This is a genomic window from Povalibacter sp. (genome assembly GCF_036735925.1).
Lineage (GTDB): Bacteria > Pseudomonadota > Gammaproteobacteria > Steroidobacterales > Steroidobacteraceae > Steroidobacter.
The window spans coordinates 24,989-39,601 of the sequence record NZ_DAINNK010000031.1; the positions used below are offsets into that span (position 1 = coordinate 24,989).

14 protein-coding genes, 1 pseudogene and 1 riboswitch are annotated in these 14,613 nt (G+C 64.0%); of the genes and pseudogenes, 14 read left to right on the plus strand and 1 reads right to left on the minus strand.

Going from position 1 to position 14,613, the window contains the following annotated elements; all coding sequences use genetic code 11:
• From V7D81_RS11275 to V7D81_RS11335, 13 genes and pseudogenes are all read left to right on the plus strand, one after another.
• A pseudogene (locus V7D81_RS11275) lies at nt 1–393 on the plus strand (hypothetical protein); the annotation flags it as partial.
• Between the two features lie 39 nt (nt 394–432).
• Nucleotides 433–642 carry a hypothetical protein gene (locus V7D81_RS11280; protein WP_324316618.1) on the plus strand — a complete coding sequence of 70 codons (210 nt, stop codon included), beginning with the start codon at nt 433–435 and terminating at the stop codon, nt 640–642.
• Nucleotides 643–849: 207 nt separating this feature from the next.
• Nucleotides 850–932: riboswitch (cyclic di-GMP riboswitch) on the plus strand.
• A 128-nt stretch (nt 933–1,060) separates the two neighbouring features.
• The gene (locus V7D81_RS11285) at nt 1,061–1,630 is read left to right on the plus strand and encodes a TlpA family protein disulfide reductase (protein ID WP_324316619.1); all 570 of its coding nucleotides are present in this window, start codon (nt 1,061–1,063) and stop codon (nt 1,628–1,630) included.
• The gene (locus V7D81_RS11290) at nt 1,623–2,252 is read left to right on the plus strand and encodes a hypothetical protein (protein WP_324316620.1); all 630 of its coding nucleotides are present in this window, start codon (nt 1,623–1,625) and stop codon (nt 2,250–2,252) included. Before V7D81_RS11285 ends, V7D81_RS11290 begins: the two co-directional genes overlap by 8 nt.
• 55 nt (nt 2,253–2,307) lie before the next feature.
• Entirely contained in the window at nt 2,308–4,239 is a 1,932-nt protein-coding gene (locus V7D81_RS11295; RefSeq protein WP_324316621.1) for a tetratricopeptide repeat protein, read from the plus strand.
• Entirely contained in the window at nt 4,236–7,058 is a 2,823-nt protein-coding gene (locus V7D81_RS11300; RefSeq protein ID WP_324316622.1) for a tetratricopeptide repeat protein, read from the plus strand. The genes V7D81_RS11295 and V7D81_RS11300 overlap by 4 nt, the downstream gene beginning before the upstream one ends.
• A gap of 157 nt (nt 7,059–7,215) precedes the next feature.
• Nucleotides 7,216–7,797 carry a tetratricopeptide repeat protein gene (locus V7D81_RS11305; RefSeq protein WP_324316623.1) on the plus strand — a complete coding sequence of 194 codons (582 nt, stop codon included), beginning with the start codon at nt 7,216–7,218 and terminating at the stop codon, nt 7,795–7,797.
• Nucleotides 7,797–8,258 (plus strand): hypothetical protein, encoded by a 462-nt coding sequence (locus tag V7D81_RS11310; RefSeq protein WP_324316624.1) that lies wholly within the window; start codon nt 7,797–7,799, stop codon nt 8,256–8,258. Before V7D81_RS11305 ends, V7D81_RS11310 begins: the two co-directional genes overlap by 1 nt.
• Nucleotides 8,259–8,456: 198 nt before the next feature.
• Nucleotides 8,457–9,149, plus strand: a complete 693-nt coding sequence (locus V7D81_RS11315; RefSeq protein WP_324316625.1) for a MotA/TolQ/ExbB proton channel family protein — start codon at nt 8,457–8,459, stop codon at nt 9,147–9,149.
• 33 nt (nt 9,150–9,182) lie between these two features.
• Entirely contained in the window at nt 9,183–9,689 is a 507-nt protein-coding gene (locus tag V7D81_RS11320; protein ID WP_324316626.1) for an ExbD/TolR family protein, read from the plus strand.
• Entirely contained in the window at nt 9,686–10,240 is a 555-nt protein-coding gene (locus V7D81_RS11325) for an ExbD/TolR family protein (protein ID WP_324316627.1), read from the plus strand. The genes V7D81_RS11320 and V7D81_RS11325 overlap by 4 nt, the downstream gene beginning before the upstream one ends.
• A 13-nt stretch (nt 10,241–10,253) precedes the next feature.
• Entirely contained in the window at nt 10,254–11,177 is a 924-nt protein-coding gene (locus V7D81_RS11330; protein ID WP_324316628.1) for an AgmX/PglI C-terminal domain-containing protein, read from the plus strand.
• Nucleotides 11,178–11,395: 218 nt separating this feature from the next.
• Complete coding sequence (locus V7D81_RS11335) at nt 11,396–11,725, plus strand: hypothetical protein (protein WP_324316629.1); 330 nt, start codon at nt 11,396–11,398, stop codon at nt 11,723–11,725.
• Between the two features lie 124 nt (nt 11,726–11,849).
• On the opposite strand, the gene V7D81_RS11340 is transcribed toward V7D81_RS11335, so the two are convergent.
• Complete coding sequence (locus V7D81_RS11340) at nt 11,850–13,643, minus strand: monovalent cation:proton antiporter-2 (CPA2) family protein (protein ID WP_324316630.1); 1,794 nt, start codon at nt 13,641–13,643, stop codon at nt 11,850–11,852.
• Between the two features lie 185 nt (nt 13,644–13,828).
• Here V7D81_RS11340 and V7D81_RS11345 point away from each other — a divergent pair, with 185 nt between their 5' ends.
• Nucleotides 13,829–14,398 (plus strand): hypothetical protein, encoded by a 570-nt coding sequence (locus V7D81_RS11345; protein WP_324316631.1) that lies wholly within the window; start codon nt 13,829–13,831, stop codon nt 14,396–14,398.
• The last annotated feature ends 215 nt before the right edge of the window (nt 14,399–14,613 follow it).

The following is a 14,613-nucleotide window of genomic DNA, read 5'->3' on the forward strand; positions in this document are numbered from 1 at the left end:
CCGCAGATGCAGCTGGCTGATGGCGTGGTCAACGTGAAGCGTCCGCAGATGCAGCTGGCGGATGGCGTGGTCAATGTGAAGCGTCCGCAGATGCAGCTGGCTGATGGCGTAGTCAACGTGAAGCGTCCGCAGATGCAGCTGGCCGATGGCGTGGTCAACGTGAAGCGTCCGCAGATGCAGCTGGCTGATGGCGTGGTCAACGTGAAGCGTCCGCAGATGCAGCTGGCGGATGGCGTGGTCAATGTGAAGCGTCCGCAGATGCAGCTGGCCGATGGCGTGATCCACATGCCGCGTCCGCAGATGCAGCTGGCTGATGGCGTGATCCACATGCCGCGTCCGCAGCTGGCCGACGGCGTCGTCAATGTGAAGCGCCCGCAGGCCCAGCTCGCCTGATTTTCGAAAAAATAATCAGATTCAAGAGAGATCCTCATCATGAAGACCAGAATTGCAGTTATCGGCACCGCGATGCTTCTCAGTCTCGGCTCGGCCGTGGCGGGCTCGGTCATCTTCGCGCAGGGCAAGAACGAGATCGTCGCGCCGGCGGCAATGATCGCGCAGCAGGAACCGAGCGCAGAAACGATCGCAATGTGGAAGGCGACGTCGTCCACCAGCGGGTACATCGCGCCGCGCGTACCGCTCTGAATCGGCATCGCGTCGATTCAGGGGCGAAATTGCAGACAGCAGGGGCTGTCTGCAGACACAGACAACGAAGCGAAGTGTGCGGAGAGTCACACGTCGTCGCAGATTTGCGCCGCAGACATCACACTTCGTTCGTTGACATATTTGCAGGCCGTTTGGCACCCTAACTGCGCGTTTTCATGAATGCAGCCGCGAACATTTCGCGGGCTGCGAGCGCATGGGCAAACTCACCGAAAGGTGGGGACGCAAAGCCACCGGTCTAAGGGAATTCCTACGACAGCGGGGTTGCCAGCGTTTCCGGAGGCCATGTCCGGAAAACCTGTCTTCCACTCGCTTCTTCTGCGGCGTCCTCTCGATCCGGCGGTCCAGCGTCTGCGGGGCTACAACTTTTTCCTGACGTGACCGGGCGCGACTCCAATCGATGCTGCATCAGATTCCGACTCGTGATGAACGACCGTCCGCGAGCGCACGACCCGGCCGCGTCCTGCGTGCCCGTGCTGCGCTGCGTGCGCTGCTGGTCGCCACGGTCCTGATCGTTGCGGCGCCGCTGTCGGCTGCCGGCATCGAGAATCAGCCGGCGCCGGATTTTGCCTTGCGCTCGCTGGGCGGCGAGAACCTGCGACTGTCCGAGCATCTCGGCGAAGTCGTCCTCATCAATTTCTGGGCGAGCTGGTGCGGACCCTGTCGCCAGGAAATGCCGCTCCTCGACGATCTCTACGCCAAATACAAGCTGGCTGGGTTGACGGTGCTGGGCGTCAATATCGACGACAGCGCCGAGCGCGCCACCGAAATGGCCAGAACGCTCAAGGTTTCTTATCCCGTGCTGTTCGACGAGCGCAAGGATGTCAGCCGCGCCTATCAGATCGGTGCCATGCCGTTTACGGTGCTGGTGGATCGCGAAGGCGTCGTTCGCTACGTCTCCGAGGGCTTCAAGCCCGGTTACGAAAAGCGCTACGCCGATCAGTTGCGTCAGCTTCTCAACGATGAATAGGCAGGACGGCGGTTACTTCATGCGTCACGGTTCATCCCAGTCTCTCCTTCCTGCCTTCGCCCAGGTGCGCGTCATGCTTCGTTACGCCAGTGTGTTGCTGCTGTCCTGCTTCGCTCTCGCTGCGCTTGCGCAGGAAGCCGCTGCGCCCGTTGCGGCTGCAACGGCCACGGGCGATTTCAAGAGCCTCGATCAGGAAGTCCAGTCGCTGAAAAAGGAAGTGCTGGACCTGAATCGCGAACTCTTCGTGCTCGAGGAAGAGCTGCTGTTTCCTGCCAACACCCAGGTCGCGGTGTTCGTGTCCATGGACGTAGGCGAATTCTTCGCCGTCGATTCGGTGACGCTGAAGCTCGACAACAAGGAAGTCGCGAACTATCTCTACACCGAGCGCGAAGCGCAGGCCCTGCTGAAGGGCGGCGTGCATCGCGTGTATCTCGGCAATCTCAAGGCCGGCGATCATGAACTGATCGCGCTGTTCACCGGCCAGGGACCGCATGCACGCGACTATCGCCGCGGCGCGACGATTCAGGTGACGAAGGGCGTCGGCGCCAAGTACGTCGAACTCAAGATCAGCGACCGCGCCAGCAAGGCGCAGCCGGAATTCGTCGTCAAGGAATGGGAATGATGGCCGCTGGCGACTGGCTGCTGGCTACGGGCCAGACACGGAATTTCCCCACGCGATGCTGAGAGCCCTGGTCAAACACGTCGTACTCGCCATGAGCATCTCGGCGGCGCTCGTGACGGCGGTGAGTGCGCGCGAGAAAACTCCCGAACAGAAGCCCCTGATCGGCACGCCCCAGGTCGTGAAGGATCTGCACTGGGGCGACGTGCTGTTCTATTTCTATCAGGGCGACTACCTGCAGTCGCTCACGCGCCTGGGCGCCTCGCAGGATTTCAACCGCATCGGCAATCACGCGGTCGAAGCCGAACTGCTGAAGGGCGGGTTGTATCTGTCGCTCGGCCAGCACGAAGAAGCCGGACGCATTTTCCAGGCGCTGCTCAATGATAACGTGCCGCTCGATGTCCGCAACCGCGCCTGGTTCTATCTCGCCAAGGTCTGGTACCAGCGCAACTACCTCGCGCAGGCGGAAAAGGCGCTGAGTTCGATCCATGGCGCGCTGCCGGGCGAACTCGAACCCGAACGGCATCTGCTGCATGCCCAGGTACTGATGTATCTGGATCGATACGACGACGCGATCGCCGCGCTGGAGCGCTGGCAGCCGGTGGGCGATGGCTCGGATGCGTGGTCGGCGTATGCGCGCTTCAACATCGGCGTCGCGCTGGTGCGCAAGGATCGTCTCGACGACGCGGCGAAGCTGCTCGACCAGGTCGGCCAGATCGCGGCGCCGACGGACGAACTTGCCGCACTGCGCGACAAGGCCAATCTCGCGCTCGGCTTCGCCTGGCTGAAGGCCGACAAGCCGGCCAATGCCAAGACGGTGCTGCAGCGAGTGCGTCTCGAAGGTCCGCAATCCAACAAGGCGCTGCTCGGCGTCGGCTGGGCCGACTCTGCAGAAAAGCAGTTCACCAAGGCGCTGGTGCCGTGGATGGAACTGCGTGATCGCAACCTGCTGGACGCGGCCGTGCAGGAATCGTATCTGGCGATTCCCTATGCCTACGCGCAGCTCGAAGCCAACAAGCAGGCGGTCGAGCAGTACACGCTAGCGGTCACGGCCTTCAGCGAGGAAGCGACGCGCATCGACGAATCGATCGCAGCGATCCGCAGCGGCCGGCTGCTCGATGCCATTGCCGAGAACGACAAAGCGGACAAGGCCGGCTGGTACTGGCAGTTGCAGGAACTGCCGGACGCCCCCGAGACCCGCTACCTCTATCACCTGCTGGCGTCGAACGAATTCCAGGAAGGTCTCAAGAACTATCGCGACCTGCGGCTCATGCAGCGCAACCTCGCCACCTGGCAGCTCAGCGTCGAGGCTTTCGACAACATGGTCGACAACCGCCGCCAGGCGTTCGATCAACGGCTGCCGGCGTTGCAGCAGACACTCGATTCCGTCGATCTCGATGCCATGGATGCGCGCCGCACCGAACTGGAATCGCGCGTCGCCGCCATCGAGCGCGACGGCGATGCGCCGGGGCTCGCGACCGGTCGCGAACTCGAACAGTGGCAGAAGGTGCAACACATCGAACAGGTGCTGGCGCGCGCCGACGCCTCCGATCCGATGGCGCAGGAAATGCAGGAAAAGCTGCGCCTGCTGCGCGGCCGGCTAATGTGGGATTTCTCGTCGAGCTACAAGGCGCGTCTGTGGAAGGCCCGCAAGGAACTGCGCGAGCTGGACGTCGCCTACAAGGAGGCGCGTCGTCGCTGGGTGCTGATCGAACGCGCCCGCGAGGAGTATCCGGCGCGCACCGAGGAATTCGCGAAGCGTGTCGATGGCCTGCGTCCGCGCATCGACGGCCTGATGGTGCGCCTCGATTCCGCGGCACACTCGCAGAACCAGTACCTGGCGTCGATCGCCGTGAAGGAACTCGAATCGCAGAAGGAGCGGCTCGCGGCGTATTCGCTGCAGGCGCGCTTCGCGCTCGCCTCGATCTATGACCGTGCCGCGAGTGGTACGGGTGGTGATGCACCGGGCGGCAAGGGAGGCGGGCAATGACCTCGCGCGCAACCCCGCTGCGAATCCTGATGATCGCGACGCTCGCAGCGGCGACGCTGGGCGTGTCCGTGGCCGGCGCGGCCGACAAGAAGAAGCCGACGGGCACGATCAAGGATCTCGAGAACCGCACCATCGAGATCAACAGGGACCCGCCGACCAACGTGCAGGCGCAGCAGGCCATCGAGCAGTACAAGAAGTTCCTCGACCTGCAATCGGACAACGAGAAGATGCGCGCCGAGGCGATGCGTCGACTCGGTGACCTGCAGGTGGAAGTCGACGAAGCCGCGCGCGCCGTCGGCGGAGACGATTTCAGCGGTCTCGAAAACAAGGAAGCCATCAAGCTGTACGAGGCGCTGCTGGCGAAGTATCCGAAGTACGAACGCGGCGATGCGGTCATGTACCAGCTCTCGCGCGCATACGAGTCGGAAGGCCAGCCCGAGAAATCGCTGGCCGTGCTCGACAAGCTGGTCGCGCAGTATCCGAACAGCAAGTGGCTCACCGAGGCGCAGTTCCGTCGCGGCGAAATTCTCTTCAGCGCACAGCGCTACAAGGACTCCGAGCGCGCTTATGCGGCGGTGGTGGCGGCCGGTCCGGCCAGCGGCTACTACGATCAGGGCTTGTACAAACACGGTTGGTCGCTGTTCAAGCAATCGCGCGGCGAGGAAAGCGTCGGCTCGTTCCTCACGCTCATCGACCGCGTGATGATCGACGACGGCAAGCTGCGCGATCGCGATTCGCTCGATCGCCCGTCGCGCGAGCTGTCCGATGACGCATTCCGCGCCATCGCCATCACGTTCTACGACCTGGACGGTCCGGCATCGCTGGACGCGTTCCTGAAGCAGCGCGGCGATCCGGTCTACGCGCACTTGCTGTACGAGAGCCTCGGCAATCTCTACATCGAGAAGGAGCGCTACCAGGATGCGGCGCTGGCCTACGAAGCCTTCGCCAAGCGTCGTCCCGACGATCGGTTTGCGCCGTCGTTGCAGATGCGCACCATCGAGGCGTACCAGAAGGGTGGCTTCGCGTCGCTGGTGCTGGAAGGCAAGCAGTCGTTCGTCGAGCGCTATGCCTTCGGTTCGGCGTTCTGGGCGAATCGCACGGTGCAGGACGCACCGGAAGTCGCCGCACAGTTGAAGGCCAACCAGAAGGATCTGGCCGAGTACTACCACGCGCAGGCGCAGAAATCGAAGAAGGTCGAGGACTACACGGTCGCCGCGCGCTGGTATCGCGCCATGCTGGATTCGTTCCCGCAGGATGCCGAAGCGCCGGCGACGCGCTACCTGCTGGGTGAAGTGCTGTTCGAGTCCGGGCGCTTTGCCGAGGCGGCGAAGGAATACGAACGCACTGCCTACGACTACCCCGCACATCCGAAATCGGCCGCGGCCGGTTACGCGGCGCTGGTCGCGTACACGAAGCACGAAGCGACGATCACGGGCGAATCGAAGGCGCTGTGGCACCGCCAGGGCATCGAAAGCCAGGTCATGTTCGCCACGAGCTTCCCGGAGCATCCGGAATCGGCGCGCGTGCTGACCAAGGCCGACGAAGAACTGTTCGCGCTGAACGATTTCGATCGCGTCATCGAAGTGTCGCAGCAGATCCTCGAACGCAAGCCACCGGTCGAGCCGAAGTATCAGCGCACGGCATCGACGCTGCTGGCGCATTCGCTGTTCGATCGCGGCCGCTACCAGGAGGCGGAACTCGCCTACATCCGCGTGCGGGGCTTCCTGCCGGCGGGCGATCCGGATCGTCCGGCGATCGAGGAACGCATCGCGGCCTCGGTCTACAAGCAGGCCGAAGCGAAACAGCAGGCGGGCGATGCGACGGGTGCGGTCGACGACTTCCTGCGCGTGGCTGTGCTCGCGCCGAATGCCAAGGTCAGTGCCAATGCGGAATACGACGCCGCCGGCATCCTGCTGCGCGACAAGCAGTGGGACCGCGCCTCGAAGGTGCTGGAAGGTTTCCGTCGCAAATATCCGAATCACGAACTGCAGCCGGAAGTCACGCGCTCGCTCGCCGTGGCGTATCTGGAAACCGGTCGCGCCGGCGAGTCCGCCGCCGAGTTCGAGCGCATCGCTGCGCGTGGCGAAGAGCCGGCGGACGTGCGGCGCGAAGCGCTGTGGCAGGCGGCGACGCTGTATGAGAAAGGCGGTTCGCAGCCGAATGCGGCGCGCGTCTATGCGAACTACGTCAAGCAGTTTCCGGCACCGCTCGATCCGGCACAGAACGCACGCCAGCGTCTTGCCGACATGGCCAAGGCGCAGAACGACGTACGCGGTCGTGGACAGTGGATCAACGAAATCATCGTGGCCGACAGGTCGGCCGGCAGCGCGCGCACCGATCGCAGCAAGTACCTCGCGGCGAAGGCGACGCTGGAAACCGCCGAGCCGCAGGTCGCGATGTACAACTCGATCAAGCTGGTGGTGCCGCTCGACAAGTCGCTCAAGGCCAAGCGCAGCGCCATGGAAAAAGTGCTGACGACCTACGGCCAGGCACTCGACTACGGCGTCGCTGAAGTCACCACCGCAGCGAACTACGGCATGGCCGAGCTGTATCGCACGCTGGCCTCCGATCTCATGACGTCCGAGCGTCCCAAGGGCCTCGACGACGAATCGCGCGAACAGTACGACGTGCTGCTGGAAGAGCAGGCGTTCCCGTTCGAAGAAAAGGCGATCGAACTGCACGAGACCAACGCCAGCCGCACGGGCGACGGCGTCTACGACGAATGGGTGCAGCGCAGCTTCGATGTGCTCGCGAAACTCAAGCCGGCGCGTTACGCGAAGGCCGAGATCGGTGAAGAGTATGTACAGACGATTCGCTGAGGCTGGCCGCTGGCTGCTGGCTGCTGGCTGCTGGCCAGAGTTTCTGACCCCCTCCTCCGCGCAGCGGGGGAGGGTTGGGGTGGGGGCGCTCGCATTGCTGCTCTCTGCGTGCGGCTCGGCACCGGAGAAGCCCGCAGCTTCCGCCGCAACTCCCGTAGTGCAGAGCGCTTCGCCAGCGAAATCATCAAAGGTCGAAGCAACCGACGCTGCAAGCGCGACCGCACCCGTCGAAGCACCCATCCCGCCCGAAGCCCAGCAACAGTTCGACAGCGCCGTCGCGGCGATGAGCTCCGGCAACCTCGCGGGCGCCGAGCAGACCTTCCGCACGCTCGCCGACACCTATCCGACGTATGCCGGCCCGCTGCTGAACCTCGCCATCCTGCAGACCAAGGCAGGCAAGCTGGAGGAGGCGCAGAAGACGCTCGACGCCGCCATCGCCCGCAACGCCAACAGCGCCGCGGCCTACAACCAGCTCGGCATCGTTCATCGCAAGCTCGGCAGCTTCAAGGAAGCCGACGAGGCCTACCAGCGCGCGATCCAGATCGATCCCAACTACGCACTCGCGCATCTGAATCTCGGCGTGCTGTGCGATCTGTATCTGCAGCAGCCGCAACGTGCGCTCGAAGCGTACGAGCGCTACCTGTCGCTGGCGGCATCGCCGGATGCGAAGGTCGCCGGCTGGGTCACCGAACTGAAGACGCGTCTCGGCAATCAGCAGCGCAGCGCGCAGGCGGAATGATGAACGTACCGAAGATCCTGACCCTGTCGTTCCTGCTGGCCACATCGACTGCCTTCGCAGCCGATCCTGAGCCGCAGGCCGACAGCAGCAGCAACGCAAGCGCCCCCACCCCAGCCCTCCCCCGCGTCGCGGAGGAGGGCGCCAGAAACTCTGGCCAGCAGCCAGCCGCCAGCAGCCAGCAGCCGCGCGCCTCCACCCGCCGCGGCGACCGCCTCGATCTCGACACCACCATCGTGACCGGCAACCGCGAACTGCCGAAGGTTCTCTACATCGTGCCGTGGAAGAAAGCCGATATCGGCGACCTGCCGGCACAGCCTTTCAACACGCTGCTCGACGAGGCGCTGACGCCCGTCGACCGTGACGTTTTTCGTCGGGAAGTGACGTACTACGGTGCAATGTCGTCGGGCGCGGACAGTGCGAATCCCGCATCCGTTGCGCCCGCTGCGGGTCCTGAGAAGTAGGTCGCAGCGCACGGTTTTACCTTAAGGCGATAAAGCACGCAGAACGACTGTTTCCACCGGTGGAGCGCTTGCAGGCGCGCAATGCAGCGCGCGCTGCGCCACGGTGTGCGAGTCAGAACGCAATTCGAGTTACTGGCAGATTTCAATTTCACACGCGCTCCGGCAGCGCGGCACGGGACGGCAGAGGAGTATCAAGCGATGACTTTCCTGGATTACGTGGTGGCCTTCTTCAAGGAAGGCGGACCCTTCCTGTACATGCTCGCCGCGATCTTCGTGGTCGGCGTGTCAATCGCCATCGAGCGATTCATCTACCTGACCAAGGAGACGACGCTGAATCGCCGCGTGTGGTCGCAGGTCGCGCCGCTGATCAGCCAGGGCAACTTCCGCCAGGTGATCTCGATCACCCAGAAGTCGAGCGCCGCGCTCGCCACCGCGCTCAACTACGGCATCGCCCGTCTCGCCAGCGCGCGTCGTCGCGATGACGTCGAGAAGGCGATGGACGAGAGCCTGCTGGAAATCATTCCGAAGCTCGAAAAGCGCACTCACTATCTTTCGGCGCTCGCCAACATCGGCATGCTCACGGGTCTGCTCGGTACGGTCATCGGCCTGATCGCGGCCTTCGCCTCGATCGCCACCGCGAACCCGGCCGAGAAGGCCAATCTGCTTGCCGCCAGCATTTCGGTCGCCATGAACAACACCGCTTCCGGTCTGTTCGTCGCCATCACGCTGCTGCTCGCGCACATGTTCCTCGAAGCCAAGACCACCAAGCTGATCGACAGCCTGGAGATCGCCAACGTCAAGTTCCTGAATTCCGTCGTCGAACGTCGCACCGATGCCGAAGTGGATGACGCGCCGGTTCCGACGCCGCGCGGCCGCGCGGCGCACGGTTAAGCATCGACCAAGCAAGACGCTACGGAGACGGCCATGGCGCAGTCGAAAGTCGCGGGGCGCGTGCGGCGCAATCACGCGCGCTACCGCGGGCGACATGACATCAATGTCGTGCCGATGATCGACATGATGATCATCCTGGTGTTCTTCCTGATCTTCACGGCGGTGTTCACCAAGACGAACGTCCTGGAACTGAACCTGCCGGGCGCCGACAGCGCCGTCCCCGATCTGCCGAAGGGATTGAATCTGGAAGTCATCGTGCGCAAGGCCGCCATCGAAGTCGCGGATCGTGGCACGGGCGTGCTGCGTACCGTCCCGCTCGCGGGCGAGAAGTACGATCTGAAAAGCCTGTCGGAATACCTGCAGCTCGTGAAATCGAAGTACCCGGACACGCTCAACGCCACGATCCTGCTCGAGCAGGACATCCAGTACGACACGCTCGTGCAGGTGATGGACACGGTGCGCGTGTTCCAGGTGCCGGGCTCGCAGTGGGATCTGGCGGAGCTGTTCCCTGACGTTTCCGTTGGAGATGCGCCGACATGACCCCTTATCGCATCAAACGCCATCGCAAGCGCAGTCACGGCGGCGGTGCCGAAGCAGCCGGCCACATGACGCTGGTGCCGTTCATCGACATGCTGATGATCCTGGTGGTCTTCCTGCTCGTGCACACCTCGGATGTCGATGTGTTGCCGAACTCGAAGAACATCTCGATTCCCGAATCGATCTCCGACAAGAAGCCGGAGCCGAGCGTCGTCGTGATGATCACCAAGGACGATCTGCTGGTCGATGGACGCGCCATCGCGAAGGTCGCCGATATCGTCGCCGCACAGGATGCGGTGATCGCGCCGCTCAAGCAGGCGTTGCAGTCGGTGGCGGACTCGGTGCTCGCCGATGCTGCGAAACAGGACATCGCCGATCGCACCGTCACCATTCTCGGCGATCGCCACACGCCTTACGCAGTGCTGCGCAAGGTCATGGCGACGTGCACCGACGCCGATTACGGCAAGGTGTCGCTGGCAGTGGTCGAGCGCGAGCTCAATACGAGCCTCAATTCCAGTCGCACCGCGTCGTTGAGCGCGGCGAATCGCAACTGACGGGGCGCAGCACATGAGCACGGCCATCGCCCCGTTTTATCGTCTCTACGAACTGCCCTGGTCGCCGACCGAGGCGGTCGAGAAGCGCTTCCGCAACATCGTCCGCAATCTGTTCATCGTCTTCGGGTTGCTGGCGCTGCTGATCACGTTCATGCCGACGCCTGACAAGAAGCTGGCGAAGGCACCCGACCTGCCGGATCGCGTGGTGAAGCTGGTGATCGAGAAGAAGATCCCGCCGCCGCCACCGCCGCCGCCGAAGATCGAGCCGAAGGAAACGCCGAAGCCGATCGAGAAGGTCGAGCCCAAGCCGCAGCCGCCGAAACCCGATGCGCGCCAGAAAGCCCAGAACGCGGGCCTGCTGAAACTGCAGGACCAACTCGCCGATCTGCGCGACAACTCGGTGCTCGACAAGGCCGCGATGACCAAGAATCTCTCCGGCAAGGTCGGCGAGACGACCAGCTCGGAACGTTCGCTGATCACCTCGAAAGTGGGGCAGAGCAGCGGCGGCATCAACACGTCGGCGCTGAGCCGCGGCTATGGCAGCGGCGCCGGTTCGCTCACGGGTCACACGACCACGCAGGTCACTTCGTCGACGCTCGCCGCGCAGGCCGATGATGGCGTGAAGCGCGGTGCCGGCAGCACCAAGGCTGCCCGCAGCCGCGAAGAGATCGAACTCATCTTCGACCGCAACAAGGGCGCGATCTACGCGCTCTACAGCCGCGCGCTGCGCGACAAGCCGGACCTGAAAGGCAAGGTCGTGCTGGAGCTGACGATTGCGTCGAGCGGCGAGATTACGCAGTGCCGCGTCGTTTCCAGCGAGCTGAACGATCCGGATCTGGAGCGCAAGCTCGTGGCCCGCGTGAAGTCGTTCCGGTTCGAGGCACGCGACGTCGAGACGATCACGACGACGAAGCCGATCGACTTCTTCCCGGCGTAGGGGGTTCTTCCTCTTCCTGTGGGGCCGGCTTTAGCCGGCTTCTTCTGTAGGTCAGGCTTCGGTCTGACTCCAAGAAGGCCGGCTGTGACCGAAGGGAATCCCGCGGGAAAGCCGGCCCCACAGCGAAAGCCGTCCGTCGCTGTCCTGCCGCCGTTCCTCGCCCCATCTTGCGTTCCTTGCCCCGCCGCCCCGATCATCGCGGCCAAGGGAGGCTCGCCATGAACATCGATTCGGAAATCCGCCACTTCGTCGATCTGTCGTCGATCGACAAGGCGCGCTTTCTCTCGCGCTTCATGTACGAGCTGACGCTGGAAGCGCGCAACTTCTACAGCCCCGGCGGCAACCAGGACATCGACGCCAACAAGCTGCGCTTCATCAACGAAATCCAGCATCGCCTGACGCGTTTCCTGGAGCAGGTCCTGATCGACGATCCCGCACGCCCCACCGACGAATCCATGCTCCGCCTGCTGCTCGCGCCCCGCAGCGAGAAGACCATCGAGGCGCTGGTGCATGGCGCCTATACGCGGACGATCCAGGCGGTCGGATAAGCAAAAGAGAATGGCCGCAAAAAGGCGCAAAGATCTCAAATGATGAGAAAGGACAACGCAGGGCCTCCTCTCTTGCTTTGAGACCTTTGCGCTTCTTTGCGGCCATTCTTCTCCGCGTTCCCATCTACTGCGTTCCTGCCTGCTTCTGCGTATCCCCCATCGTGTCCTGCTCGAACAGCTGTTCGAGTTCGCGGGCGGCCTGCTGGGCCGACTGGATGAGTTTCTGTTCGTCGTCGCGGGCGTCGCGCTGCAGTTGCAGGGCGCGCTGGTCGTGTTTGTCGAATCGTTCGATGCTTTCGACGGCTTCGGCGTGCGGCATGCCCAGCGCTTCCAGCGCGTGCCGTGCCATGTCGAGACTCGACAGGTACGTCTCGCGAACGACGTAGCGCACGCCGAGGTCCATCAGCCGGATCGCGTGCTGGCGATTGCGGGCACGCGCCAGCAGTTTCAGGTGGGGAAAGTGCTTGCGGACGATCTCGGCCGTGCGCACCGACAGATCGATGTCGTCCATCGCGAGCACCAGCACTTCGGCGCGCGCGGCGCCGGCGGCGGCGAGCACGTCGCGTCGCGATGCGTCGCCGTAATAGACCTTGTTGCCGAAGCGGCGCACGAAGTCCACCTGCGCCACGTCGGATTCGAGTGCGGTGAAACGGATGCGGCGCATGCGCAGTACGCGGCCGATGATCTGACCGAAACGGCCGAAGCCGGCGACGATGACCTGGCTGTTGTCGCTTTCGATGCGGTCGAAGTCGCGGACACCGGTCTTCTGCATGCGCGGCTCGATGGCCGAGAGCAGCATCATCAACAGGGGGCTGGCGATCATGGAGATGGTGACGACGATCACCAGCGTATCGGCCAGCGACTGATCGATGAGACCCTCGCTGACGCCCAGCGAGAACAGTACGAAGCCGAACTCGCCGGCCTGCGCGAGCGAGAACGCCATGCCGCGCGACTCCGCGCTGCTGTGGCCGCTCAGGCGGCCGATGATCCAGGCCAGGGCGAACTTGAGACCGATCAGCGCCAGCACCAGCCCGGCGATGCGCAGCGGATGATCCAGCAGTGCGCCGAGATTCGCCGTCATGCCGACGGAGACGAAGAACAGTCCGAGCAGCAGGCCCTTGAAGGGATCGATGTCGGCTTCGAGTTCGTGGCGATACTCGCTCTCTGCCAGCAGCACGCCGGCGACGAATGCGCCGAGCGCCATCGACAGGTCGACGGCGTGAAACAGCAGGCTGACGCCGATCACCACCAGCAGCGCGGCTGCGGTGAACGCTTCCTTCGAGCGTGTTTCCGCAACGATGCGCAGGACCGGGCGCAGCAGGTAACGGCCGCCGAAGACGAACAGCAGCAGCACGGCGATGGCCTTGCCCGTGGCGAGCAGCGTGTCCTGCAGCGACTGCGCGACGCGGCTGTGGGCCAGCAGCGGCATCACCGCCAGCATCGGCATGACGGCGATGTCCTGGAACAGCAGCACGCCGAACGAGGCGCGCCCATGCTGGGTGTTGAGTTCGTGCCGTTCCGCGAGCAGTTGCAGAACCAGCGGCGTCGATGACAGCGACAGCGCGAATCCCACGACCAGCGCCGCATCGGGCGCGAGCCCGCACAGCCAGCCGATGGCGCCGAAGATCAGGGTAGTGACCAGCACCTGCGTCAGGCCGAGACCGAAGACGGCCTTGCGCATTGCCCGAAGGCGCGTGGGCTGCAGCTCCAGTCCGATGACGAACAGCAGCATCACCACGCCGAACTCGGCGAAGTGCAGGATGTTCTCGCCGTCCTGGATCAGTCGCATACCCCACGGCCCCAGCACGATTCCCGCGAGCAGGTAGCCGAGCACCGATCCGAGCCCCAACCTGCGACACAGCGGTACGGCGATCACGGTGGCGGCAAGAAAGATGGCCGCGTAGGCAAGCAGACTCATGGAATGTGACCTCCGTCGCTACCGCCGGCGGGTGCAGGGAATGCCGGGTGTGCACAGGCATCGTAACAAGCTCAATGCGCTGGCGGATGCGCGGCCAATCAGGGCTGGCCTCATGGCTGGCGTTCGACCCGGTGCCGATCATGCCGCAGAACTTTCGGCAGCTGCCGAGTGCCTGGAATCCTTCGATGATCCTGTCAGCCGACCAACGTCCTGAACTCACGATCGATGCGCGCGATCGCATCGCGTCGGTGAACGGCGCGTGGGTGGATGCCACGAGCTGCGACAGTCTGCGCGATCAATGCCTGGATGCGGCGATCGATCGTCCGCTGTGGGATTTCATTCAGGGGGCGCAGGTGCGTCAGCTCTGGGAAATCCTCTTCGAGCGCGTCCGCGCCGTCGGCGCGCCGATCTTCATTCCGATGCGCGCGGACACCCCGAGCCTGCGACGCGTCTGGGACATCGAGTTGCATCCGCTGCCCGAACGCGGCCTGCAGCTCGTCGCACACTGCGTGTGGACCGAATCGCGCCCGGCACTCGCGCTGCTCGATCCCGCATTCCCGCGCAACGACCTGTCGTTGCCCTACTGTGCGTGGTGCAATCGCATTCAGATCCGCATCGGCGTCTGGGAGGAAGTCGAGGACGCGCAGCTGACGCTGCATCTCGACGTGTCGGAATCGCTGCCGTCCCTGAAACGGATGGCGTGCAACAGCTGCAAGCAGTCGCTGCTGAAGACGTTTCCGGCGCGGGTGGCGTAGGGCCGCGAGCAGCTGGCTGACTGGTCTGCTGGCCGCTGGCCGGAGTGGATTGCTGCCATCGGCAGTCCCGTCATGCGCTGGTAGACTGCGCGCCCCATCGATTGCCCCATTCCGGTCTGGCCAGCAGACCAGCCAACCAGTCGGCCAGCAGCCTTTCTCCCCATGCCCCGCCACGACCTGACTTTCCCCGCCAAGGACGCCGAACTGCGCGAAGA